General features: G+C 76.4%; 22 protein-coding genes. 8 read left to right on the forward strand and 14 right to left on the reverse strand.

Features of this window, described 5'->3' with window-relative positions:
* Positions 1-37: 37 nt before the first annotated feature.
* Together ACFTZA_RS04675 and ACFTZA_RS04680 are read right to left on the reverse strand one after the other, a co-directional pair.
* Entirely contained in the window at positions 38-331 is a 294-nt protein-coding gene (locus tag ACFTZA_RS04675) for a DUF1905 domain-containing protein (RefSeq protein ID WP_378191284.1), read from the reverse strand.
* A gap of 107 nt (positions 332-438) precedes the next feature.
* Positions 439-1632: an NAD(P)/FAD-dependent oxidoreductase gene (locus ACFTZA_RS04680; protein ID WP_378191285.1), complete on the reverse strand. Its 1194-nt coding sequence runs from the start codon at positions 1630-1632 to the stop codon at positions 439-441.
* A 100-nt stretch (positions 1633-1732) separates the two neighbouring features.
* On the opposite strand from ACFTZA_RS04680, the gene ACFTZA_RS04685 reads away from it, so the two are divergent.
* Positions 1733-2287, forward strand: a complete 555-nt coding sequence (locus ACFTZA_RS04685) for a cytochrome b (protein ID WP_378191287.1) — start codon at positions 1733-1735, stop codon at positions 2285-2287.
* 111 nt (positions 2288-2398) lie between these two features.
* Entirely contained in the window at positions 2399-3541 is a 1143-nt protein-coding gene (locus ACFTZA_RS04690; RefSeq protein ID WP_378191289.1) for a flavin-containing monooxygenase, read from the forward strand.
* On the opposite strand, the gene ACFTZA_RS04695 is transcribed toward ACFTZA_RS04690, so the two are convergent.
* Positions 3522-4589: a LuxR C-terminal-related transcriptional regulator gene (locus ACFTZA_RS04695; RefSeq protein ID WP_378191291.1), complete on the reverse strand. Its 1068-nt coding sequence runs from the start codon at positions 4587-4589 to the stop codon at positions 3522-3524. The genes ACFTZA_RS04690 and ACFTZA_RS04695 overlap by 20 nt on opposite strands.
* 124 nt (positions 4590-4713) lie before the next feature.
* A complete protein-coding gene (locus ACFTZA_RS04700; RefSeq protein WP_378191293.1) occupies positions 4714-5553 on the reverse strand; it encodes a hypothetical protein in 840 nt (279 codons plus the stop codon).
* A 173-nt stretch (positions 5554-5726) separates the two neighbouring features.
* Between ACFTZA_RS04700 and ACFTZA_RS04705 the strand changes: the two genes are divergently transcribed.
* Positions 5727-7391, forward strand: coding sequence for a carbohydrate-binding protein (locus ACFTZA_RS04705; RefSeq protein ID WP_378191295.1), 1665 nt, complete (start codon positions 5727-5729; stop codon positions 7389-7391).
* A 76-nt stretch (positions 7392-7467) separates the two neighbouring features.
* Here the strand turns inward: ACFTZA_RS04705 and ACFTZA_RS04710 are convergent, their stop codons facing one another.
* On the reverse strand, positions 7468-8004 hold the full coding sequence (locus ACFTZA_RS04710) for an HNH endonuclease (protein ID WP_378191298.1): 537 nt from the start codon (positions 8002-8004) through the stop codon (positions 7468-7470).
* Between the two features lie 336 nt (positions 8005-8340).
* Between ACFTZA_RS04710 and ACFTZA_RS04715 the strand changes: the two genes are divergently transcribed.
* Positions 8341-9174, forward strand: coding sequence for an alpha/beta fold hydrolase (locus ACFTZA_RS04715; RefSeq protein ID WP_378191300.1), 834 nt, complete (start codon positions 8341-8343; stop codon positions 9172-9174).
* Between the two features lie 36 nt (positions 9175-9210).
* Here ACFTZA_RS04715 and ACFTZA_RS04720 read toward each other — a convergent pair whose 3' ends face one another.
* The 5 genes from ACFTZA_RS04720 to ACFTZA_RS04740 form a co-directional block, all read right to left on the reverse strand.
* Positions 9211-10710, reverse strand: coding sequence for an ATP-binding protein (locus ACFTZA_RS04720; RefSeq protein ID WP_378191302.1), 1500 nt, complete (start codon positions 10708-10710; stop codon positions 9211-9213).
* Between the two features lie 70 nt (positions 10711-10780).
* Positions 10781-12457, reverse strand: coding sequence for an FAD-dependent oxidoreductase (locus ACFTZA_RS04725; RefSeq protein WP_378191304.1), 1677 nt, complete (start codon positions 12455-12457; stop codon positions 10781-10783).
* Positions 12458-12559: 102 nt separating this feature from the next.
* Complete coding sequence (locus tag ACFTZA_RS04730; RefSeq protein ID WP_378191306.1) at positions 12560-12907, reverse strand: ACT domain-containing protein; 348 nt, start codon at positions 12905-12907, stop codon at positions 12560-12562.
* Between the two features lie 52 nt (positions 12908-12959).
* The gene (locus ACFTZA_RS04735) at positions 12960-13214 is read right to left on the reverse strand and encodes a DUF6480 family protein (protein ID WP_378191308.1); all 255 of its coding nucleotides are present in this window, start codon (positions 13212-13214) and stop codon (positions 12960-12962) included.
* Positions 13215-13305: 91 nt separating this feature from the next.
* Positions 13306-14154 carry an SDR family oxidoreductase gene (locus tag ACFTZA_RS04740; RefSeq protein WP_378191310.1) on the reverse strand — a complete coding sequence of 283 codons (849 nt, stop codon included), beginning with the start codon at positions 14152-14154 and terminating at the stop codon, positions 13306-13308.
* 131 nt (positions 14155-14285) lie between these two features.
* Between ACFTZA_RS04740 and ACFTZA_RS04745 the strand changes: the two genes are divergently transcribed.
* Positions 14286-14660, forward strand: a complete 375-nt coding sequence (locus ACFTZA_RS04745) for a hypothetical protein (protein WP_378191312.1) — start codon at positions 14286-14288, stop codon at positions 14658-14660.
* 45 nt (positions 14661-14705) lie between these two features.
* Here the strand turns inward: ACFTZA_RS04745 and ACFTZA_RS04750 are convergent, their stop codons facing one another.
* Genes ACFTZA_RS04750 through ACFTZA_RS04760 form a run of 3 tightly spaced genes read right to left on the reverse strand, consistent with a single transcriptional unit; the run spans position 14706 to position 17454 of the window.
* Entirely contained in the window at positions 14706-15785 is a 1080-nt protein-coding gene (locus ACFTZA_RS04750) for an NAD(P)/FAD-dependent oxidoreductase (RefSeq protein WP_378191314.1), read from the reverse strand.
* Positions 15782-16309 (reverse strand): isoprenylcysteine carboxyl methyltransferase family protein, encoded by a 528-nt coding sequence (locus ACFTZA_RS04755; RefSeq protein ID WP_378191316.1) that lies wholly within the window; start codon positions 16307-16309, stop codon positions 15782-15784. The genes ACFTZA_RS04750 and ACFTZA_RS04755 overlap by 4 nt, the downstream gene beginning before the upstream one ends.
* Positions 16306-17454: a type III polyketide synthase gene (locus ACFTZA_RS04760; RefSeq protein WP_378191318.1), complete on the reverse strand. Its 1149-nt coding sequence runs from the start codon at positions 17452-17454 to the stop codon at positions 16306-16308. Before ACFTZA_RS04760 ends, ACFTZA_RS04755 begins: the two co-directional genes overlap by 4 nt.
* Positions 17455-17530: 76 nt before the next feature.
* On the opposite strand from ACFTZA_RS04760, the gene ACFTZA_RS04765 reads away from it, so the two are divergent.
* Entirely contained in the window at positions 17531-18418 is an 888-nt protein-coding gene (locus tag ACFTZA_RS04765; RefSeq protein WP_378191320.1) for a UbiA family prenyltransferase, read from the forward strand.
* A gap of 9 nt (positions 18419-18427) precedes the next feature.
* Here the strand turns inward: ACFTZA_RS04765 and ACFTZA_RS04770 are convergent, their stop codons facing one another.
* Positions 18428-19318: a LysR family transcriptional regulator gene (locus ACFTZA_RS04770; protein WP_378191322.1), complete on the reverse strand. Its 891-nt coding sequence runs from the start codon at positions 19316-19318 to the stop codon at positions 18428-18430.
* A gap of 91 nt (positions 19319-19409) precedes the next feature.
* Between ACFTZA_RS04770 and ACFTZA_RS04775 the strand changes: the two genes are divergently transcribed.
* Together ACFTZA_RS04775 and ACFTZA_RS04780 are read left to right on the forward strand one after the other, a co-directional pair.
* Positions 19410-20444, forward strand: a complete 1035-nt coding sequence (locus ACFTZA_RS04775; RefSeq protein ID WP_378191324.1) for a threonine/serine dehydratase — start codon at positions 19410-19412, stop codon at positions 20442-20444.
* Between the two features lie 90 nt (positions 20445-20534).
* Positions 20535-21155 (forward strand): L-threonylcarbamoyladenylate synthase, encoded by a 621-nt coding sequence (locus tag ACFTZA_RS04780; RefSeq protein ID WP_378191326.1) that lies wholly within the window; start codon positions 20535-20537, stop codon positions 21153-21155.
* Positions 21156-21158 lie beyond the last annotated feature (3 nt).

Raw genomic sequence — 21158 nt, forward strand, 5'->3', positions numbered from 1 at the left:
TCGAGCGTAGTCCGCCCCGCGCGGGGCGCAGGACCGCTCAGGTCAGGCGCCGCTCGATGCGCACGGTCACGGTGTCGCCCACGTCCTTGCCGAGCCGGGCGCGCAGCCGGGCGTTGAGCGACAGCATGTGCCCGCCCTGGCCCGTGGGCATGAGACCGACGTCACGGACGGGGACGTCGTCGACGGTCGCGTCGACGCGCACCGAGCGACCGGTGCCGAGCAGCTCGGCCGATGCGGGCACCTCGACGCACGTCCAGGTCTCGCCCCGGACCTCGACGCCGATGGGTCCGGTGAAGGTGTGGTCGAGGTCGGCGGGCAGGCTCGTCGTCACAAGGGGCTCCTCGGTGCACGGTGGGGTGTTCCGGGGCCAGACCGCGGACGGCGCCGGAACTCATCGCTCGGGCCCCGGTCGCTGGTGGCGCGCGGGCGTGCGCCCGGTCAGGACACCTTGCCCTGGACGAGCCGGCGCCAGTAGATCGGTGGCTGGAGGTAGCGGTCGAACAGCAGCAGGCTGCCGCGCGGCCGGGCGAGGTCCACCAGCGGGAAGCCCGGGTCGGGCCGGCCCTCGCGGTCGTACTCGGCGAGCAGCAGCTCGCGCCGCGACGTCGTCACGGGGGCGACCGTGTAGCCGTCGTAGTGCTGCATCGGCGTGCCCTTGCGCCGCGCCTGGATGTTGCGCGCCACGACGGGCACCTGGCGTCGCAGCGCGCCGCCGGACGGCATCGCGTCGACGGCGGCCGCGTCGCCGAGCCCCCACACGCGCGGGTGGGCGACGTGCTGGAGGGTGCGCGGGTCGACGGCGACGAAGCCGTCGCTCTCGGGGGTGGCGAGTCCGCTGTCCGCGATCCAGCCCGGTGCCCGGTGCGGTGGCGCCACGTACAGGGCGTCGTACGCCGTGGTGCTCGTGCCGTGCTGGCCGCGCAGCCGGACCGTGCGGTCGGCGGCGTCCACGGAGTCGAGCCTCGTGCCGGTGCGCACGTGCACGCCGTACCGGTCGGCGGCGGCGCGCAGCGCGGGCTCGGCGCGCGGGTCGTCGACGAGCCGGTGCGCCTCGACGACGAGCTGGATGTCGATCGCGTCGAGCACGCCCGCGCGCCGCCAGTGGTCGGCGGCGACGAACAGGGGCTTGTACGCGACGGGGAAGCACGGCACGTGCCGGGCGGACACCGCGAACACGACGCGGCCCGACGTGAGCGAGGACAGCATCGTCCACGTCTTCGCGGCCAGCCCGGTCACGTAGCTCGTCGCGGCGTGGGGCGTGCCGACGGCCTCCTGCGCGCCCGGCACCGCGTCCCAGTCGACCTCCGCGCCCGGGCACACCGCGAGGTCGCCGTACCCCAGCTCGGTGCCGCCGGCGAGGCGCACGACGGAGCGCTCGGCGTCGACACCGACCACACGGTCGGCGTACCGGCGCACCCCGTCGGGCACGACGTCGTCCTGCGGCCGGGTGAGGTCGTCCACCGTGGCCATGCCGGCGGCCACGTAGGACAGCAGCGGCCGGTACTCGTGCACGTCCTTCGGCTCGACGACCGCGACGTCGCGGCAGCCGTCGCGCCGCAGGCGCCCTGCGAGGGACAGGCCGGCGTTGCCGCCGCCGAGGACGAGGACGTCGTGCTGGGCGGGAGGGGTCATGCCGATCACGCTACGGCGCGGTCCCCGCGCACGCCGTCCGGGGGCGGACCGGTGCTCGCGACCGCTGGCCCTCGCCCGTCGGAGCGGCGATGATGCCGCCGTGAGGCTGCGCAACGACGCGAGCGGCTACGGGGCCGTGACGAAGACCCTGCACTGGGTCACCGTCGTCGCGCTCGCGGCGCAGCTCGCGGTCGGGTACCTGCTCGACGACGACGACGGCGGTCAGGGCCGCGGTCGCGGGCGCGGCGGCGAGCCGGGGCGCGGCCGGGGCCGTGGCGGGGACGACGACGGTGTGGCGGGGCTGCTGGACGGCGACGCGGACTCGCTGCTCGCGGTGCACGTCGCCCTGGGCCTGATGATCCTCGTCGTCACCCTCGTGCGCCTCGCCTGGCGCCGCCGCACACCCCTGCCGCCGTGGGCGCCGGGCCTGTCCGCCGGCGAGCGTCGCCTCGCGCACGGCACCGAGCTCGCGCTGTACGGGGCGCTGCTCGTCATGCCCGCGACCGGGATCCTGCTGCTCCTCACCGACGACGACCTGCTGTGGCTGCACGTCGCCAGCCACGTCGTGCTCTTCGTCGCGCTCGCGCTGCACCTCGGGCTCGTCCTCAAGCACCAGCTCGTCGACCGCGACCGGCTGCTCGCGCGCATGCTCTGAGCGGGGCGGAAGACCCCCCAGGTGAGGGATGGTCGCGCGCCGGGGCGCGCGCGAGCCTGGGAGCGACGGCCCGTCCTCGGCCGTCGTGGAGGAGGCCACCATGTCCACCCCGTGCGCACCGCACCCCGCGTGCTCGTCGTCGGCGCGGGACCGTCCGGGCTCGCGACCGCGGCCGAGCTGACCGCGCGCGGCGTCCGGGCGTCCGTGCTGGAGCGCGGCGACGTCGGCGCGGCGTGGTCCGCGCGCTACGACGCCCTGCGGTTCAACACCTCCCGCCGTCGGTCCGCGCTGCCCGGCGCGCCGTTCCCGCGCGCGTTCGGCCAGTTCCCCACGCGCGACCAGTACGTCTCGTACCTCCAGCGGTACGCCGCCGAGCGCGGCGTCGTCGTCGAGACGGGCGTGGACGTGCGCACGATCCGGCGCGACGGCGGCTCCTGGGCCGTCGACACGGCGGACGGGAGCCGCCGCGCGGACCACGTCGTCGTCGCGACCGGGATCTACCGCGAACCCGTCGTGCCGTCCTGGCCCGGGACGTTCGACGGCGAGCTGCTCCACGCGGCGCGGTACCGCGACCCGTACCCGTTCGTGGGCCGGCGCGTCGTGGTCGTCGGCGCCGGGTCCACGGGACTGGAGATCGCGCACGAGCTCGCGCGGGCGGGTGCCGCCGAGGTGCACCTCGCGGTCCGCACGCCGCCGAACATCCTGCTGCGCGAGGTCGGCGGTCTGCCCGGTGACCTGCCCGTCCCGCTCCTGCTGCGCCTGCCCGTGCGCCTCGTGGACCGGTTGCTCTTCGCGCTCCAGCGGGCCACGGTCGGCGACCTGTCGCCCCACGGGCTCCCGCGCCCCACGCAGGGTGCCGTCTCCCAGCTCCTCGCCCGGGGCGCGGGCACCGCGATCGTCGACCCCGAGGTCCTCGAGTCGATCCGCTCCGGCGCGGTGCGGTGCGTGCCGTCCGTCGTGCGGCTGGAGCGCGACGGCGTCGTCCTCGCCGGCGGCGACGTCGTGCCCGCCGACGTCGTCGTCGCGGCGACCGGGTACCGCACCGGCCTGGAACGGCTCGTGGGCGCGCTCGACGTCCTCGACGACCGTGGCATGCCGTGCGAGGGCGACGGCGCCGAGGCCGCGCCCGGGCTGCGGTTCGTCGGCTTCGTCTTCCGCCCAGGGCTCGCCGGCTACGTCGGGCGCACCGCCCGGCGGGTGGCGCAGGAGATCGCCACCGCCGACGCACGGACGCTCACGACGGCCCCGTCCTGACCAGCGCCGTCGCCGGTTCGTCCGCGAGCAGGGCGGCGAGCTCCGGCCGGCTGGTCACCCCGAGCTTGGCGAAGACCGTCTTGACGTGGCCGCGCACCGTCTCGGGGGTGATCCACAGCTCGCGCGCGATCGCCGCCGTCGACGTGCCGCGCAGCAGCAGCCCGGTCACCTCCCGCTCGCGGTCGGTCAGGCGGCGCAGGCGCAGCAGGACGGGCGCGACCTGGGCCCGGCTCGCCGGCTCGCAGACCAGCGCGACGGCGCCGTCGTCGAGCAGCGTCCCGCGCACCGCGAGCCAGTCCCCGCCGACCGACCGTGCCCGTGCGAACGCCGGCGGGCCGGTGGCGCCCGCGGCGAGCGCGCGCGTGCGCCGCGCCACCTCGTGCAGCACGATCGTGCTCGCCAACGAGTCGTCCTCCAGCGGGCCGAGCCACCGCGACGCGCGCTCGCTGACGGACCGCACCGCACCGCCGTCGTCCAGGACCACCAGGGCCGGTGCGCTCGGGTCCGCGCCGGGTGCCGCGGCGCCGAGCAGGAGCGCGGCGCGCAACCCGTTGCCGACGTGCGGGCACGCCCGGGCGACGAGCGCGACCTCCGCCGCGGAGAAGAACGGGTCGCCGGCTCGCCGGGTCAGGCACGCGTGCCCCCACGTGGTGGACGCGGAGCGGAACACGGTGCGCAGCTCGTCGCCGTACCCGGCCGGGCGGTACACCGCCCGCCAGCGTGCGCTGCGGGCGAGGTCCCCGTCCGTCGCGCCCGACAGCGAGGCCGCCGCCACCTCCCGCTCCGCCAGATCGCGGAACGCGTTCACGTCGCCCTCGGCGCCCTCCAGCTCGATGAGCGCGAGGTGCTGCACACGCGTGACACCCTCGGCGTGCACGCCGGTCAGCAGGAGCGTGTCCGGGTCGACGAGGAGCCAGCCCGCCGCGGCGTACGGGACCTCGGCACGCACCGCTGCCGCGACGTCGCGCAGGAGCAGCAACGGATCGTGCGCCCGCGCGCACCGCCGCGCCACCTGCTCGAGGAGTCGGTGACCCCGGGGATCTCGCACGCGCGGCATCGTCACTCCATCGTCGTCCCGGGCGGCCGGGGTGTCGAGGTCCGTGCCGTGCCCGGTGAGACCCGCTCGGGTCGGACGGGGACGCCGTCGACGACGAGACGGGCTCGCGGGCTACCTACGAGGACCGGCCGGTCGTGGCGCCGTCCGGCCGGGGGTCCGCCGCGCTCGGTGCGCCGCCGAGCAGGGTGCGCAGCCGCTCCTGCCGTGCCTGGTACCCCGGGCCGAAGCGCCGCTCGGCCCGTTCCCTGCGCCGCGGACGGCCCGCGTACCGCCGCCGCGCCCAGTACGACGACGGCTTCGCGAGGCGCACCGCGCCCACCAGCGCGACCACGGGCACCACGACGCCGATGAGCCCGGTCGCGAGCTTGCCCTTGAGGACCGCCACGAACGCGAGGACCAGGTGCACCACGACCGTCACGACGTACGCGACGCGGCCCGCCGTCGACGCGTCGTCCGGCGTCTCGCCGACCGGCGACGCCGACAGCAGCAGCGCGCCCCCGAGCGCGCCGCCCACGAGGATCGCGACGATCGACCGCTGCCCCTCGGGCGTCCAGTACACGTCGTCGACGTACAGCCACAGCGCGAACTCGTCGAGCGCGAGCGCCGCGCCCGCCCCGAAGAGCAGCGCCAGCACCTCCGACCACGGGCTGCCGGGGGAGTAGCGGAACTCCAGCATCCCCGTGAGCAGCACGAGCAGGATGCCCCACACCTGGTGGTGCACGTGCACCCCGCCGATCGTCACGTCCCCGACCAGCCCGCGGCGCTCGCGGCCGCCCGCCGACGCCTCACCGGCCGCGTCCTGCCTGCCCGCCGGGGCCTGGGCACCCGGCGCGCTCGACGCGCGGATGTGCCGCGTGATCGCCCGCACGACCACGAACGTCACCACGAACCCGACGAGCGCGAACAGCGCGGGCGCCCGACCGGCGTCGACCACGTGCTCGGTGTACCAGGCCATGCGCCGCGCACCTCCTCGTCCGCCACGCCCATCGTGGTCCAGGTCCACCGTGCCGTCGAGCCCACACCGCGGCTAGCGCTCTCCGGCCCAGGTGTGCCAGACTCGCCGTGCGTCAGAAACCGGTTTCCGGACTGGCTGCACGAGTACTGACCACACGACGAAGGAGTTGGGTGATGTCACGACGTCGGGCGTTCCCGCGAGCCCTCGGGCTGCTGACCGCGACGACCACGGCCGCGGTGCTGGCGACGACGGGCGCCGGTGCGGCAGCGGGTGCCTCGGCGCCGCCGGGCGGACCGGGGGCGACGGACCTCGGCCGGCAGACGCTCGCGCCGGACGACGGCTGGGCCGCCGCGAACGGCGGCACCACGGGCGGTGCGGCGGCGGACGACGCGCACGTGGCAGTCGTCGACACGTGGGACGAGCTGCGCGCCGCGCTCGGGGGCGCGGACGCACGCGGGAGCACCACGCCGCGCATCGTCTACGTCGACGGGGAGATCGACGCGTTCGCGGGCACGAGCTGCGAGGCGATCGCCGCGACCGTGCCCGTCGAGGGCTCCGACGAGCCGTTCTCCATGGAGGACTACGTCGCCGCCTACGACCCGGAGACGTACGGCTGGGAGCCGCCCGCCGGCCCCCTGGAGGACGCGCGCGTCGCGGCCGCGGCCGCGCAGGCGAAGGTCACGCTCCAGCACGTCGGGTCCAACGTCACGCTCGTCGGGCTCGGCGACGACGCGCGGGTCGTCGGCGCGAGCCTGCGCGTGCGGGACGCGCGCAACGTGATCGTGCGAAACCTGACGCTGTCCGACGCGCGCGACTGCTTCCCCGAGTGGGACCCGGGCGACGGCGAGGCGGGGAACTGGAACTCGGCGTACGACAACCTGTCGGTCTGGACGTCGGAGAACGTGTGGGTGGACCACAGCACGTTCGACGACGGCGACAACCCGCCGTCGTCGCTCCCGACGGTGTTCGGGCGTCCGTTCGAGATCCACGACGGCCTGCTCGACGTCACGCACGGGTCCGACTACGTGACCGTCTCGTGGAACCACTTCGCCGACCACGACAAGACGGCGATCCTCGGGTCCTCGGACAGCCGCACCCAGGACGCGGGCAAGCACAAGGTGACGTACCACCACAACCGGTGGACCGACGTCGGCCAGCGCGCGCCGCGTGTGCGGTTCGGCGACGTGCACGTCTACGACAACCTCTACGAGCGGACGCGCGAGGGGATCTTCCAGTACTACTGGGGCGCCGGGATCGACTCGAGCATCTACGCCGAGAACAACGCGTTCGAGCTGGCCGACGGCGTCGACCCGGCCCGCGTGATCACCCGGTGGAAGGGCGAGCGGCTGTTCGAGACCGGCTCGACGGTGAACGGCGCGCCCGTCGACCTCGTCGGGCTCTACAACGCCTCGGTCGCCGAGGCGGACCGCCTCGAGGACGCCGCACGCTGGACGCCCACGCTCCACGGGCGGATTGACCCCACGTGGGCGGTACCGGCGATCGTGCGCGCCTCCGCGGGAGCGGGCGTGATCGGTCCCGTCGACGCCGCGCCCTACGACGCCGGCGCGACGTACGGCGCCGGCGACCTCGTCGTGCACGACGGCGCGCTGTACCGCGCGCAGTGGTACGCCCGCGGCACCACGCCCGGGGCCTCGCCGTGGGGGCCGTGGGAAGAGCTCGCCGTCGACGCGGACGGCACGCCCGTGTGGACGCCCACGCGGGTCTTCACCGCCGGCGACGCCGTCGTCCACGACGGCGCCGTGTGGGTCGCGCAGTGGTGGACCCGCGGGCAGGAGCCCGGCGCCACCTCGTGGGGGCCGTTCCGCCGCGCGGGCTGAGCGCGCGGCTGCCGCGCCCGCGTGTCCTCGCTCCGTCGGAGGACCGCGGGTGCGGCCGCGTCCCGGCCGTCGGCCGCTACGTGCTCACCGCAGGAGTCCTGGCGGTCTTCGTCGCCCCGGTCGCCGACGCGTGGGCGCTGCTCGGCGAGACCCTGCGCTGAGGAGCCGGGTAGACGTCGCGGAACGTCGGCTCGAACGGGCGTCTGCGCAGGCGCATGCCGGCCTCCTCGGGCGTGCGGCCGCCCTTGGCCGCGTTGCACGGCTCGCACGCCGCGACGGCGTTGAGCCACGTCGTCGTGCCGCCCTGGCAGCGCGGGACCACGTGGTCCATCGTCGTCGCCGTCCCGCCGCAGTACGCGCAGCGGTGCGCGTCCCGGCGCAGCAGCGCCGCACGGGAGTACGGTACCCGCCCCTGCCGCTCGTACACCCACCGGGCGTGCACGTACCGGACGAGCTCCACCGAGCGCGGCCGCTGGTACGGGCCGAACGTCTCGCCCTCCACCGCCTCGAGGACCGCAGCGACGCGCCGGTGCAGCATGCGGATCGCGTGGCGCAGCGAGACGCGGCCGAGCACCTGGCTCCCGCCGAGGTTGTAGATGACCACCTCGCTCATCGTCCGCCTCCCTCCGTCGTACCGGTCCTCGGGACGACGAGAGCCGCCCCAGGACGACGACCCAGGACGGCTCAGCAGGCGGACGACGGGGGCGTCGTCTACCTGACGAGCGCCCTATGGGACACGACGGCGGACCTCGCGTGCTGCATCGGGTCCACCCGCCTTCCCTGGTTCGTCGTCACGGTCGAGCGTCCGGACGGCACGCCCGGACGGGAGAAGGCTATGCCGGTGCAGGCCCGGCGTCCACGGTTTAGCCGTGCCGAGGCAGGGGCCGGCCCGCTACCGTGGCCGGTCGGGTCGCCCGGACCCGGCCGGGACGACGTGAGGAGAGCGGGCGTGGAGCTCACGGAGCGCACGACGTGGCGGGGGCGCGAGGTCGCGTGGGCACGGCTGGGCAGCGGACCACCGCTCGTGCTGTGCCACGGCACGCCGTGGTCCTCCGCGCTGTGGGCGCCGTACGCGCAGGCGCTCGCGACCGAGCACACCGTGCACGTGTGGGACATGCCCGGCTTCGGCGCGTCGTCGAAGCACGCCGACCACCGCGTCGACCTGGCCACGCAGGGCGAGCTGTTCGCCGACCTGCTCGCGCTGTGGGGCCTGGACGCGCGTACCGGCGGCACCCCGGCGCACGTCGTGGCGCACGACGTCGGCGGTGCCGTCGCGCTGCGCGGCCGGCTGGTGCACGGGGTCCCGCTCGCGTCGGTCTGCCTGGTCGACGCCGTGGTGCTGCGCCCGTGGGGGTCGCAGTTCTTCCGCCTCGTGGCGGAGCATGCCGACGTCTTCGAGCGGCTGCCGGCGGCCGTGCACCGTGGCGCGCTCGAGGCGTACGTGCGGGGCGCGAGCCACCGCGGGCTGGACGACGACACGCTGTCCGCGCTCGTCGGGCCGTGGCTGGGCGATCCCGGACAGACCGCGTTCTACCGTCAGGTCGCCCAGGCGGACGAGCGGCACACGGCCGAGCTCGAACCGCTGCTCGGGCAGGTCCGTGCGCCGACGCACGTCGTGTGGGGCGCCCAGGACGCGTGGGTGCCGGTCGACCGCGCGCACCGGTTGCGCGACGCCGTCGGCGGGACGCTCACCGTCGTCCCGGACGCCGGGCACCTCGTGCAGCTCGACGCACCCGTGGCGCTCGCGACGGAGCTGCACCGCTGGCTCGTGTCCGTGCGCTGACGGGACCGGGGACGCTGGTCGCACGTGGCGAGCGGGTCACGCGACGTCTGTCGGCGCGGCCGTGAGCGGCAGGCGCACGACGAAGCGGGTGTCGCCCGGCCGGGAGGTGACGGCGAGGTCGCCGTGGTGCTTGTTCACGACGATGCGCCAGGAGATGTCGAGGCCGAGCCCGGTGCCCTGCCCGACGGGCTTGGTGGTGAAGAACGGCTCGAAGATGCGCGACCGGATCGTCTCGGGGATGCCAGGACCGGTGTCGGCGATCTCGATCTCGGCCGTGTCGTCGACCCGGCGCGTGGTCACCGTGAGGGTGCCGTGGCCGTGCTCCTGGCCGCCGGGACGCGCGCCCATCGCCTGGGCGGCGTTCTCGACGAGGTTGGTCCAGACCTGGTTGAGCTCCGCGGCGAACACCGGCACCGGGGGGAGCGTCGTGTCGTACCGGCGCACCACCTCGATCCCGGCGAGGGAGTGCTCGAGCATCGTGAGCGTGGAGTCGAGCAGCTCGTGGAGGTCGACGGGCCGGAACGGGGCGCGGTCGAGCTGGGAGTACTGGCGCGCGGCACCGACGAGGGAGGAGATGCGCACCGTCGCGTCCTCGATCTCCGCCATGAGCTGCTCGGTCTCGATGGTGTACGCGAGCCAGCTCACCGCACCGGTGAGCGCCCCGGCGTCGACGCGCTGCACCACCCGCTCGAGCCACGGCTCGTCGATGCCCGCCTGCACGAGCGCGGGCGCGACGCGCCAGCCCTCCGGCATGCCGTGGTCGTCGAGCCAGTCGGTGAGCCGGTCCTCGAGGTCGGAGGTCGCGAGGGCGCCGACGGCGTCCGCGTCGCGCGCGTCGGCGTACCGTTCGAGAGCCTCCTCCTGGAGGCGGATGAGCACCGCGAGCGTGGCGCGGTCGTACGGGCCGTCGGCGATGAGGGCGAGCTTGTGCCGCATCGCGGCGACGCGCTCGCGCAGCGTGCCGGTGGCCCGCACGGCCGCGGCGGCGGGGTTGTTGAGCTCGTGCGTCAGCCCCGCGGACAGGGACCCGAGCGCGAGGAGGCGCTCGCGCTGCCCCACGAGCTGCTGCGCGTCGCGCGTGCCCCAGAACATGCCCTCGAGCAGGTGCACGGCCATGGGGAACCACTCGGTCATGAGCTTGGCGAAGTCGGGCGCGGCGAGCACGAAGAGGCGCGAGGGCTCGAGGACCCGGGCGCTGTGCAGGTACGTCTGCGGCAGGCGGTCCCCGAGGTAGGCGTTCCACGCGCCCATGTAGACGCCGACCTGGTGCGTGCGGCTGATCTCCACGTCGTCGGCGCCGACCTGCCGGTACAGCGCGACGGCGCCGTCGAGCAGGACGTAGAAGTGCTCGGCGGGCTCGCCCTCGCGGCACAGCCAGCCGGGCGCGGCGTGCTCGACGTGCCCGGTGCGGCACAGCCACGCGAGCTGGTCGTCGGTGAGATGCTCGAAGAGGAACGTGGCGCGCAGCTCGTCGACGTCGCACGGCAGCCAGCCGCTCGTGCCCGACGGGGTGGGGGACTGGTCGGTGCCGGTCATGGTGTCGCCTCCGGTGGTGTCGATCCGGGCCGAGAGCGGGGAAGAACCGTTCAGAGCTGTGCGGGGCTGTTCAGAGCTGTTCCAGGTAGCGGTGCACGAGCATGACGGCCATGGCGCCCTCACCCACCGCGGACGCGACGCGCTTGGCCGACTCCGAGCGCACGTCCCCGGCGACGAACACGCCGGGCACGGACGTCTCCAGGTGGTACGGGACGCGGTCGAGCGGCCAGCCGGCGGGCGGTGCGCCGTCGAGGGACAGATCCGGCCCGGCGAGGACGTACCCGCGCGCGTCGCGAGCGACGAGGCCGTCGAGCCAGTCGGTGTGCGGGGCGGCGCCGATGAACACGAACGCCCAGCCGCAGTCGACGCGCGTCGTGGCGCCGGTGTCGGCGTCGCGCAGCTCGAGGTGCTCGAGGTGGTCCTCGCCGATGGCGGAGACCACCTCGGTGCGGGTCAGGACGCGCACCCGCGGGTGCGCCTCGACCTGCTCGACGAGGTACGCGGACATCGAGCGGGACAGGGTGTCGCCGCGCACGACGAGCGTGACCTCCTTGGCCTCGCGCGCCAGGTAGAGGGCGGCCTGCCCGGCGGAGTTCGCGCCGCCGACCACGTACACCTCCTGGTCCTGGCACGCGGCGGCCTCGGTGAGGGCGGAGCCGTAGTACACGCCACGGCCCACGAGGTCGGCGAGGCCCGGACCGTCGAGCAGCCGGTAGGTGACGCCGGAGGCGAGGACGACGGCGTGCGCGTCGATCGACGAGCCGTCGCCGAACCGCACGCCGCGCGCGGGGCCGTCGACGACGAGCTCGACGGCGTCGCGCGTCGTGACGATCTCGGCGCCGAACCGCACGGCCTGCCGGCGGGCGCGCTCGGCGAGCTGCCCGCCGGAGATCCCGTCGGGGAAGCCGAGGTAGTTGTCGATGCGCGAGCTCTGCCCGGCCTGCCCACCGGTCGCGGTGCGTTCGACGAGCACCGTCCGCAGGCCTTCCGACGCCCCGTACAGGGCGGCGCTGAGACCGGCCGGGCCCCCGCCGACGACGACGAGGTCGTAGAACTCCTCCGCCGGCCTGGTCGCGAGCCCCACCCTCTCGGCCAGGGTCGCGTCGTCGGGCGCGAGCAGCGCGTCGCCGCCCGGGGTGACGACGAGCGGCAGCGTGGTGCCGTCCGTCCGCGCGGCGGCGAGCAGGCGTGCGCCCTTGTCGGAGTCGGACGCGTACCAGCGGTAGGGCACGCGGTTGCGTGCGAGGAACTCACGCACCTGCGACGAGCGCGCCGACCAGCGGTGCCCCACGACGACGGCCTCGTCCGGCCGGCGCCGGTCGGTGGCGCGCCACGCCTCGAGCTGGGCGTCGACGACGGGGTAGAGCTTCTCCTCGGGCGGGTCCCACGGCTTGAGCAGGTAGTGGTCGAGGTCGACGACGTTGATCGCCTCGATCGCCGCGTCGGTGTCCGCGTACGCGGTCAGGAGCACGCGCCGTGCGGCGGGGTACAGGTCCATCGCCTGCTCGAGGAGCTCGACGCCGGTCATGCCGGGCATCCGGTGGTCGGCGAGGATGACCGCGACGTCCTCCCCGCGCAGCGCGAGCTCGCGCAGCGCGGCGAGCGTCTCCTCGCCGGACTCGGCGCGCACCACGCGGTACCGGTCGCCGTAGCGTCGTCGCAGGTCGCGCGCGACGGCCCGGGACACGCCCGGGTCGTCGTCGACGGTGACGATCGCGGCTCGCGACGGCGGTGCGGTGGGTTCCACGCGTCCTCCTCGGTCGGCCCCCGACGGGCCGCTGCCCATCCTTCACCGCGACGGCCGCCGCGTCCACGAGACGCCGGGGCGCGCTCCGCGCTCGCGGTCGACTCAGGCGACGCCGTGCCCGGCAGCGCGCAGCGCGTCGACCGCCTCCTCGAGCCGCGGTTCCGGGACGAGCACGAGGTCCGCGTGGAAGGTCGAGGCCACGAAGACGGGGACGCCGGCGTCCGCGAGCGGCACGAGGGCGGAGGCGAGCACGCCCGGCTCGTCCAGGCCGTGCGCGTCGGCGTAGAGCCCCGCCCAGCGCTCGCCGTCGCCACCGAAGGGCGACGCGTGGCGCAGCGTGGTGAGGCCCTCGGGCGCGCGGACGAGCGCGACCCACTCGTCGTCCTCCGGGAACGTCGCCCCGGGGTCGTGGGCGAGGACGAACCGGTCGGGCAGCACGCGCAGGATCATGCCCGCACGCTAGCGGCGGCGTCCCACGTCCGGGCAGGCGCCGCGGACGGCGTCAGTCGAGCAGCCCGACGGCGTAGCCGACGAAGTAGAGCGCGGCGAGCACCGCGACGCCGCCGATGACCGCGACCCAGATCCACGGCACGGCGCGTGCGGGGCCCTGCTCGTCGTGGCCCTGCGGGGCGCTCACCTGGTCCTCCGCGGGCGGAGTCTCGCCGGGCTGCACGTCGCCGCTGGCGGAGAAGTCGGCGGCGGGGGACCGCCGGGAGGACTCGGTGGGGTCGGGATCGGACGGCGTGTGACGGGTCATGCTCGCTCCTCGGTGCTGGTGGGCGGTGGTGTACGGGCCGGTGGTACTCGTGGGGCCGTGGGGACGTGCCGTCCGACGGCAGTCACGGCGGTCACGGCGTGCGCCAGTCGTCGGACGTCAGGTGCGAGCCGGCCATCGGCCCCATGCGCAGCATGCCGCCGTCGACGGCCCAGGAGGCCCCGGTCACGTAGGTGGCGGACGGCCCGCACAGGAAGGCGACGACGGCGGCGACCTCGCGCGCGTCCCCCGGCCGTCCGAGCGGGACGCCGGGGCGGTGGGCGGCGTGCGGGTCCTCGTCCTCCTGGCCGGTCATCGGCGTCGCGATCTCCCCGGGCGCGACCGCGTTGACGGTGATGCCGTGCTCGGCGAGCTCGAGCGCCGCGACCTGCGTGAGCAGCCCCAGGCCGCCCTTGGCGGCGCAGTACGGGGCGGCGCCGACGCGCGGGGCGTGCTCGTGGACGCTCGTGACGTTGAGCACCCGGCCGCCGCGCCCGCCCGCGACCATGCGGCGCGCCGCGGCCTGCAGGAGCACGAACGGCCCGTCGAGGTCGGTGGCGATCACCTCGCGCCACCGCGCCAGGTCGAGGTCCAGGAGCGGGGTCGAGGTGCCGGTGCCCGCGACGTTGACGAGCGCGTCGAGCCGCCCGAGCTCGTCGGCGATCTCGTCGACCGCGGGGGCGAGGGCGGCGACGTCGGTCACGTCGAGCCGGCGCAGCACCGTGCGGGCGCCGGCGTTCTGCACCTCCCGGGCGGTGCGCGCGGGGTCGTGGTCCGGGTCGTGCCAGGTGAGCGCCAGGTCGAACCCGGCCTCGGCGAGCGCGACGGCGCACGCCCGGCCGATGCCGGACTCCGCACCGGTGACGAGGGCCACGGGGCGCGAGCCGGCGCCGTCGGGTGCGCGGCGCGCGCCGGTGCGCGGGTCGAGGTCCGGGGTCGCCATGCCCCCAGCCTGGGAGGCGACCGCGTCGTACGCACGCGGGACCCGGCCGACGGTCGCCCGGCGGTGCCCGAGCGGCGAGCGGGCGCGCCCCGTGCCTACGGTGGCCGTCCACCGCGAACGAAGGAGGGGCGATGACGAACGACGCGACGCACGGCACCGGACCCGACGGGACGGCCCGTGAGGAGCTGCCCGTGCCCGACTACGACCACCTGCCGGTCGCGGCGCTCGGGCACCGCATCCGGTCGCTCGACGCGGGCGGGGTCGAGACGCTGCTCGCGTACGAGCGCGCGCACGGCGACCGGCTGCCCGTCGTGCAGGTGCTCGAGCAGCGGCTCCAGGAGCTGCACGACGGTGCGGAGCCGTCGGGCGGCGACCCGTCGGGCGTCGCGCCGGAGCAGGCTCCACCGCCGTCCGGGGGCAGCCCGGTGAGCCCGCAGACGCAGGGACCGCCGCAGAACCCGCCGTCACAGGGCGTGCCGACCAACCCGGCGCAGCCACGCCGCTGAGGCACCGCCCGGGCGCGGCGGGTCGGCACGCGTCCCACGGCCGCCTCAGCGGGCGAGGCGCTCGACGACCGCCGCGTACAGCGGGGGCACGGCCGCGGCGAGGGGCACGATCGCGCCCCTCGCCGGGCTGGACGCCCACGCGAGCAGCCCGGTCGTGAGCAGGCGGTAGTCGCGCGTGGCGCGCGCCCACGCCCGCTCGTAGCCGGCGGCGTCGTCGAGGTGGTCGACGGCGGCCTGCGCCTGCGCGAGCCCGACCCGCACGCCCTCCCCGGTGAGGGCGTCGACGTACCCGGAGGCGTCGCCGACGAGCCGCACCCGTCCCGCCGTGCGGCGTCGCGCCCGACGGCGCAGCGGCCCGGCGCCCAGCACGCGCCCCTCGACGGGCGCGCCCGCCAGACGCGCGGCCAGCTCCGGGAACCGGGCGAGGAGATCGACCCCGTCCGCCGGAGCGGCGCCGCGCGGCGCGAGGACCGCGACGCCGACGAGGTCGGGCGCGACGGGCGTCACGTACGCCTCGGCGTGCGCCGACCAGTGCACCTCTACGAGGTCGGACCACGGCGCGACGCGGTAGTGCGTGCGCAGCCCGTACCGTGACGCCGCTGTGCGGTACGGCGCACCGTCGAGGCCGGCGAGGCGCCGGACGGTCGAGTGCAGGCCATCGCAGCCGAGCACCCAGCGGGCCCGCACGCGCGTCGTCGCGCCGCGCGTCCCGGCGAGCACGACCTCGACGCCGCGGGCGTCCTGGTGCAGCTCCCGCACGGTCGCGTGCCGCACGTGCGCGCCGACGTCCACGGCGCGGGCGTGCAGGGCCGCGTGCAGGGCGGTGCGCCGCACGCCGCGCCCGGGCCCGGCGCCGAAGGGGTGCTCCGCGTGCCGGGTGCCGTCCGCGGTCCGGTAGCTGATGCCGGCGAGCGGGTGGCCCGGGGGGTCCGCGCCGAGCTCGCGCACCGCGTCGAGGGCGCCCGGCAGGAGACCCTCGCCGCACGCCTTGTCGAGGCCCCCGTCGAGGACGGCCGCACGCTTGTCGACGACGAGCACGTCGTGCCCGGCCGCGCGGGCGCGCACGGCGGCGGCGAGGCCGACGGGGCCGCCGCCGACGACGAGGACGTCGACGCCCTCGGTCACGGTGCGTCGCGCACGAGGCCCAGCGCCCGCTCCTCGGCGGGGATGCGGAAGGCGGCGAGCAGCACGGCGTTCAGCACGGTGAACGCGATCGCGGTCACCCACGCGGTGTGCACGAGGGGCAGCGCGATCCCCTCGACGACGACGGCGACGTAGTTGGGGTGGCGCAGCCAGCGGTACGGGCCGCGGTCGACGAGCGGCAGGCCGGGCACGACGATGACGCGCGTGTTCCAGCGGGGGCCGAGCGTCGCGATGCACCACCACCGCAGCCCCTGGCTCGCGAGCACGAGCACGAGCATGGTCCAGCCGAGCCAGGGCAGGAAGGGCCGGTCGGCGAGCCAGACCTCGGCGACGCACGCGACGAGGAGCCCCGTGTGCAGGGCGACCATCGCGGGGAAGTGGCCGCGCCCGGTCTCGATCCCGCCCCGTGCGAACGACCAGCGTGCGTTGCGCGCGGACACGACGAGCTCCGCGAGCCGTTCGAGGGCCGTCGCCCCGACGAGCGCGACGTACCACGCGAGGCTCACGCCACGGCTCCCACGCGGTGGGTCGTCCCGTGCTCGACGGGCGGCGCGCCGTCGAGCCGCAGCAGCACGAGCTCGGTGCTCACGCCCGGTCCGAACGCCATGAGGACGGCGGGGGAGCCGGGTGGCGCGGTGGAGGTCTCGAGCGTCGCGGCGAGGACGTGCAGCACGGACGCCGACGACAGGTTCCCCGTGCGGCGCAGGCTCTCGCGGCTGTGCCGCAGGTGCGTCTCGTCGAGGCCGAGCGCGTCGCGCACCGCGTCGAGGATGCGGGGACCGCCGGCGTGCACCACCCAGGTGGGCACCTGGTCGGGCGTGAGGTCGTGCTCGACGAGCAGCGCCTTGACGTCGCCCAGGAGGTGGGCGCCGACCAGCTCGGGCAGACGCGCGGAGAGGACGACCTCGAATCCGGTGTCGCCGACGTGCCAGCCCAGCTCGTCGGCGGTGCCGGGGTGCAGGGTGGAGCGGGACTCGACGACGCGTGCCGTGCGACGTGCCGCCACCGGTGCCCTCGTGCCGTGGGAGCGTCGTGCGAGCGGGTGCTCGTCGCCCACGACGACGACCGCGGCGGCGCCGTCGCCGAACAGCCCGCTCGCCGCGAGGTTGGCCGTCGAGTCGTCCCCGTGCTGCAGCGTCAGGGAGCACAGCTCGACCGCGACGAGGAGGGCGACGTCGCGCGGTCGCCCGCGCAGCAGGTCGTCGGTGCGGGCGAGGCCCGTGGCACCGCCGGCGCAGCCCCAGCCGAACGACGGCGTGCGTCGCACGTCCGCGCGCAGGCCGAGCCGGGCCGCGAGGAGGACGTCGACGGACGGGGCGCCGACGCCCGTCACGGAGGTGACGACGACGTGGTCCACGTCGTGCGCGGCCACGCCCGCGTCGTCGAGGGCGCGGCGCGCGGCCGTCTCGGCGAGGTCGGTCGCCGCGGTGAGGAACGCGTCGTTGGACGCGCCGAACGTGCGCAGCCCTGCGTACTCGCCGAGCGGGAGCGCGAGGTGGCGCACGTCGACGCCCGCGTGGGAGTGCAGCCGCCGCGCGAGCGCCGTGCGGACGGGGTCGTCCGTGAGCAGCGGGGCGATGACGTCGGTGATCTCCGACTGGGTGTGGGACCGGTCGGGGAGCGCGGTCCCGACCGCGACGAGACGCGACATGTCGGCATCGTGCCACCGGTCCGACGATCTCGCGCGGGGACGGTGCGAGCGACGGCGCCGCTGCTAGCGTGCCCGCATGCCGCAGCCGCCGGGGACGTCCGCCGACCGACGGTCCGGCCCGTCGGCGGTCGCGACCGCGCGCGGCTTCGTCGTCGCGGCGCACGCCGCTCCCGCGGCGCTCGTCACGGCCCTCGCGTGCGCGCTGTCCCTCGGCATCGGCGCCGGCGCCGCGACCACGGTGCTCGTCACCGCGGCGGTCCTGGCGGGCCAGCTGTCCGTCGGCTGGTCCAACGACTGGATCGACGCCCGCCGCGACCTCGCCGTCGGTCGCGCCGACAAGCCGGTGGTCAGCGGTGCCGTGACGCCCGGCGCGCTGCGCGGCGCCGCGCTCGTCGCCCTCGCGGCGTGCGCCGTGCTCTCCCTCGCCACGGGCCCGGTGCCCGGCGTCGTGCACCTGGTCGCCGTGGGCGGGGCGTGGGCGTACAACGCGGGGCTCAAGGCGACCTGGTGGTCGTGGGCCCCGTACGCCGTCTCGTTCGCGCTGCTCGCCGTGTTCGTCGTGCTCGCCGCGCCCGGCGACCGCGTGCCCGCGGGCTGGGCCCTCGCCGCGGCGGCGCTGCTCGGCTCCGGCGCGCACGTGGCCAACACGCTGCCCGACCTCGAGGACGACGCCGCGACCGGCGTGCGCGGGCTCCCGCACCGGCTCGGGCGTCGCACGGCGAGCGTGGTCGCGCCCGCGCTGCTCGCCACGGCGGTCGTCGTCGTGGTGCTCGCCCCCGCGGGCGCACCGGGCGTCGCGGCGTGGGCCGGCGGGGTCGTGGCGCTCGTCCTGGCCGCCTCGGCGGGCGTCGTCGGCGCGACCCGGCCGCGCTCGCGCGCACCGTTCGCGCTGTCCATGGCGGTGGCGGCGCTGTGCGTCGTCCTGCTCGTGGTCGCCGCGCCGGACGTCGCACGGGTCCCCTGAGCGGGGCCGTCAGCCCGGTGCGCCGCCGGTGCCGGTGCCGGTGCCGGCGCCCGCGACGCGCAGGCCCGCCACGACCGCCCGGGCGCCCGGGGGCGGGCGGTCGCCGTACGTCACGGCGAGCACCCGGCGCTCGGCCCCGGGCAGCCGGTCGGTCCGGACGCCGTCGTGGCGGTGCGCCCGCAGCGCGAGCCCGGGCAGGACGGACACGCCGGCACCCGCGGCCACGAGCGCCTGCACGGCGACGTAGTCGTCCGTCTCGAACGCGACGCGCGGCGTGAACCCGGCGCGCTCGCACCGGGCCACGAGGTCGGCGCGGCAGCGCTCGCAGCCGGCGATCCAGTCCGCGTCCGCGAGGCCGTCGAGCGAGGCGGGGCCTGCGGCCGTGACGAGGTGCAGCTCCTCGGTGAGCACGGGCACGGCGACGAGCCCGTCGAGATCCGCGGGGGACCGGTCGTGCTCGAACACGAGCGCGACCTCGACCGCCCCGCGCCGCAGCGCCGCCAGCGCCTCCGGCGGCTCGGCCTCGACGAGTCCCACGCCCAGTCCGGGGTGCTCGCGCCCCAGGCGCGCGACGACGTCGGGCACGAGCGTCGCGAGCGCCGACGGGAACGCCGCCAGGCGCACGCGTCCCGCGGCGAGCCCGGCCAGGGCCTCGACCTCCTCGCGCGCGGCCCCCACGCGCCCGAGGATCTCCTCCGCGCGGCGGGCCAGCAGCAGCCCGGCCTCCGTCAGGCGCACGCCCCGCCCGTGGCGTGCCACGAGCGGCACCCCGACCTCCGCCTCGAGCCGGGCCAGGTGGTGGCTCACCGACGGCTGCGCGTAGTGCAGCGCCCGCGCCGCGCCGGTCACGGATCCTTCGCGCGCCACCGCGGCGAGCACGCGCAACCTCGTGAGGTCCATGGCACGACCGTACGCGACGTATCGATGGCGCCGATGGGTGCAGCGCGAACAGGCATTGGACCTATGGGTGCGCGCGCGGGACCGTGGACGCATGGTCCGCACCGACACCACGCCCACCCCGCCGGGGACCGCCGCCGCACCCGGCGCGCCGGCCGTCGAGCTCGCGCCGCCGACCCTGCGCGACGTGCTCGACGCCCGCAGGCTCCTCGCCGCGCACCTCGAGACCACGCCCGTGCGCCGCTACGCGCCCCTCGACGACGCGACGGGCGCCCGCGTCGTCGTCAAGCACGAGAACCTCCAGCCCACCGGCGCCTTCAAGGTGCGCGGAGCCCTCAACCTCCTGCTGCGCACCACCGACGCCGAGCGCGCCCGGGGCGTCGCCGCCTTCTCCACCGGCAACCACGCGCAGGCCGTCGCCCACGCCGCCCGTGCGACCGGGACGCCGTGCACGATCGTCATGCCGCGCGACCCGAACCCCACCAAGGCCGCCGCCGTGCGGGCGATCGGCGCCGACCTCGTGCTGCACGGCGCCACGTTCGACGACGCGCGCGCCCGCGCCACGGCCCTGGCCGCCGAGCGCGGCGCGCGCCTCGTCAGCGCGGCGAACGAGCCCCACCTCGTCGCGGGCGTCGCGACGGCCTACCTCGAGCTGCTCGAGCAGGCGCCCGACCTCGAGGCGGTCGTCGTCCCCGTGGGCGGGGGGAGCGGTGCCGCCGCCGCGTGCCTGGTCGCGGCCGCGCTCGCGCCGGACCTCGAGGTCGTCGCGGTGCAGTCCGACGCCGCCCCGGCGGCGCACGACTCCTGGCGCGCCGGGACGCTCGAGTCGCGCGCGATCCGCACGCGCGCCGAGGGCCTCGCGACCGGGTGCGGGTTCGCCCTGACGCAGGCGGTGCTGCGCGAGCACCTCGCGGACTTCGTGCTCGTCGACGACGACGCGATCGACCGCGCCGCCGGGCTCTTCCTCACCGGCGCGCGCACCGTCGCCGAGACCGCGGGTGCGGCCGGCCTGGCCGCCGTCCTGGCCGACCGCGACCGGTTCGCCGGTCGCCGCGTCGGGGTCATGTGCACGGGCGGGAACGCCAGCCCGGCGGAGCTGCGCCGCGTGCTGGCCACGGTGCCGGGCTGAGCCGGCGGCCCGGACGCGCCGTCGCGCGATCGTACGTCCGACCGCACGCCCGGGCGGCAGCACGGTCCGCGCACGCCTAGTCTCGGACCCATGGCCCGGTACCTGGACGTGCACCCCGACAACCCGCAGCCGCGGGCGATCTCTCAGGTCGTCGCGATGCTCGGCGACGGCGCGCTCGTCGCCTACCCGACCGACTCCGGGTACGCGCTGGGCTGCCGCATGGACGACCGCGACGGCGCCGACAGGATCCGGCGCATCCGCCACCTCGACGACCGCCACCACTTCACGCTGGTGTGCGCGGACTTCGCGCAGCTCGGCCAGTTCGTCATGGTCGACAACTCCGTGTTCCGGGCGATCAAGGCCGCGACGCCCGGCCCGTACACGTTCATCCTCCGCGCGACCTCCGAGGTGCCGCGCCGGCTCGCGCACCCGAAGAAGAAGACCGTCGGCGTGCGCATCCCGGCCGACACGGTGGCGCAGGCGATCGTCGCGGCGCTCGGCGAGCCGATCCTGTCGAGCTCGCTCATCCTGCCGGGAACCAGCGACGCCCTCACCGACGGGTGGCAGATCAAGGAGGAGCTCGACCACGTCGTCGACGCGGTCGTCGACGGCGGCGAGCGCGGCAGCGCACCCACGACCGTGGTCGACGCGTCCGAGGGCGTCCCCGAGGTCGTGCGCGTCGGCGCGGGCGACCCGTCGCGCTTCGCGTAGACG

It is taken from the genome of Cellulosimicrobium sp. NPDC057127 (genome assembly GCF_042670945.1).
In the GTDB taxonomy this organism is placed as follows: domain Bacteria; phylum Actinomycetota; class Actinomycetes; order Actinomycetales; family Cellulomonadaceae; genus Cellulosimicrobium.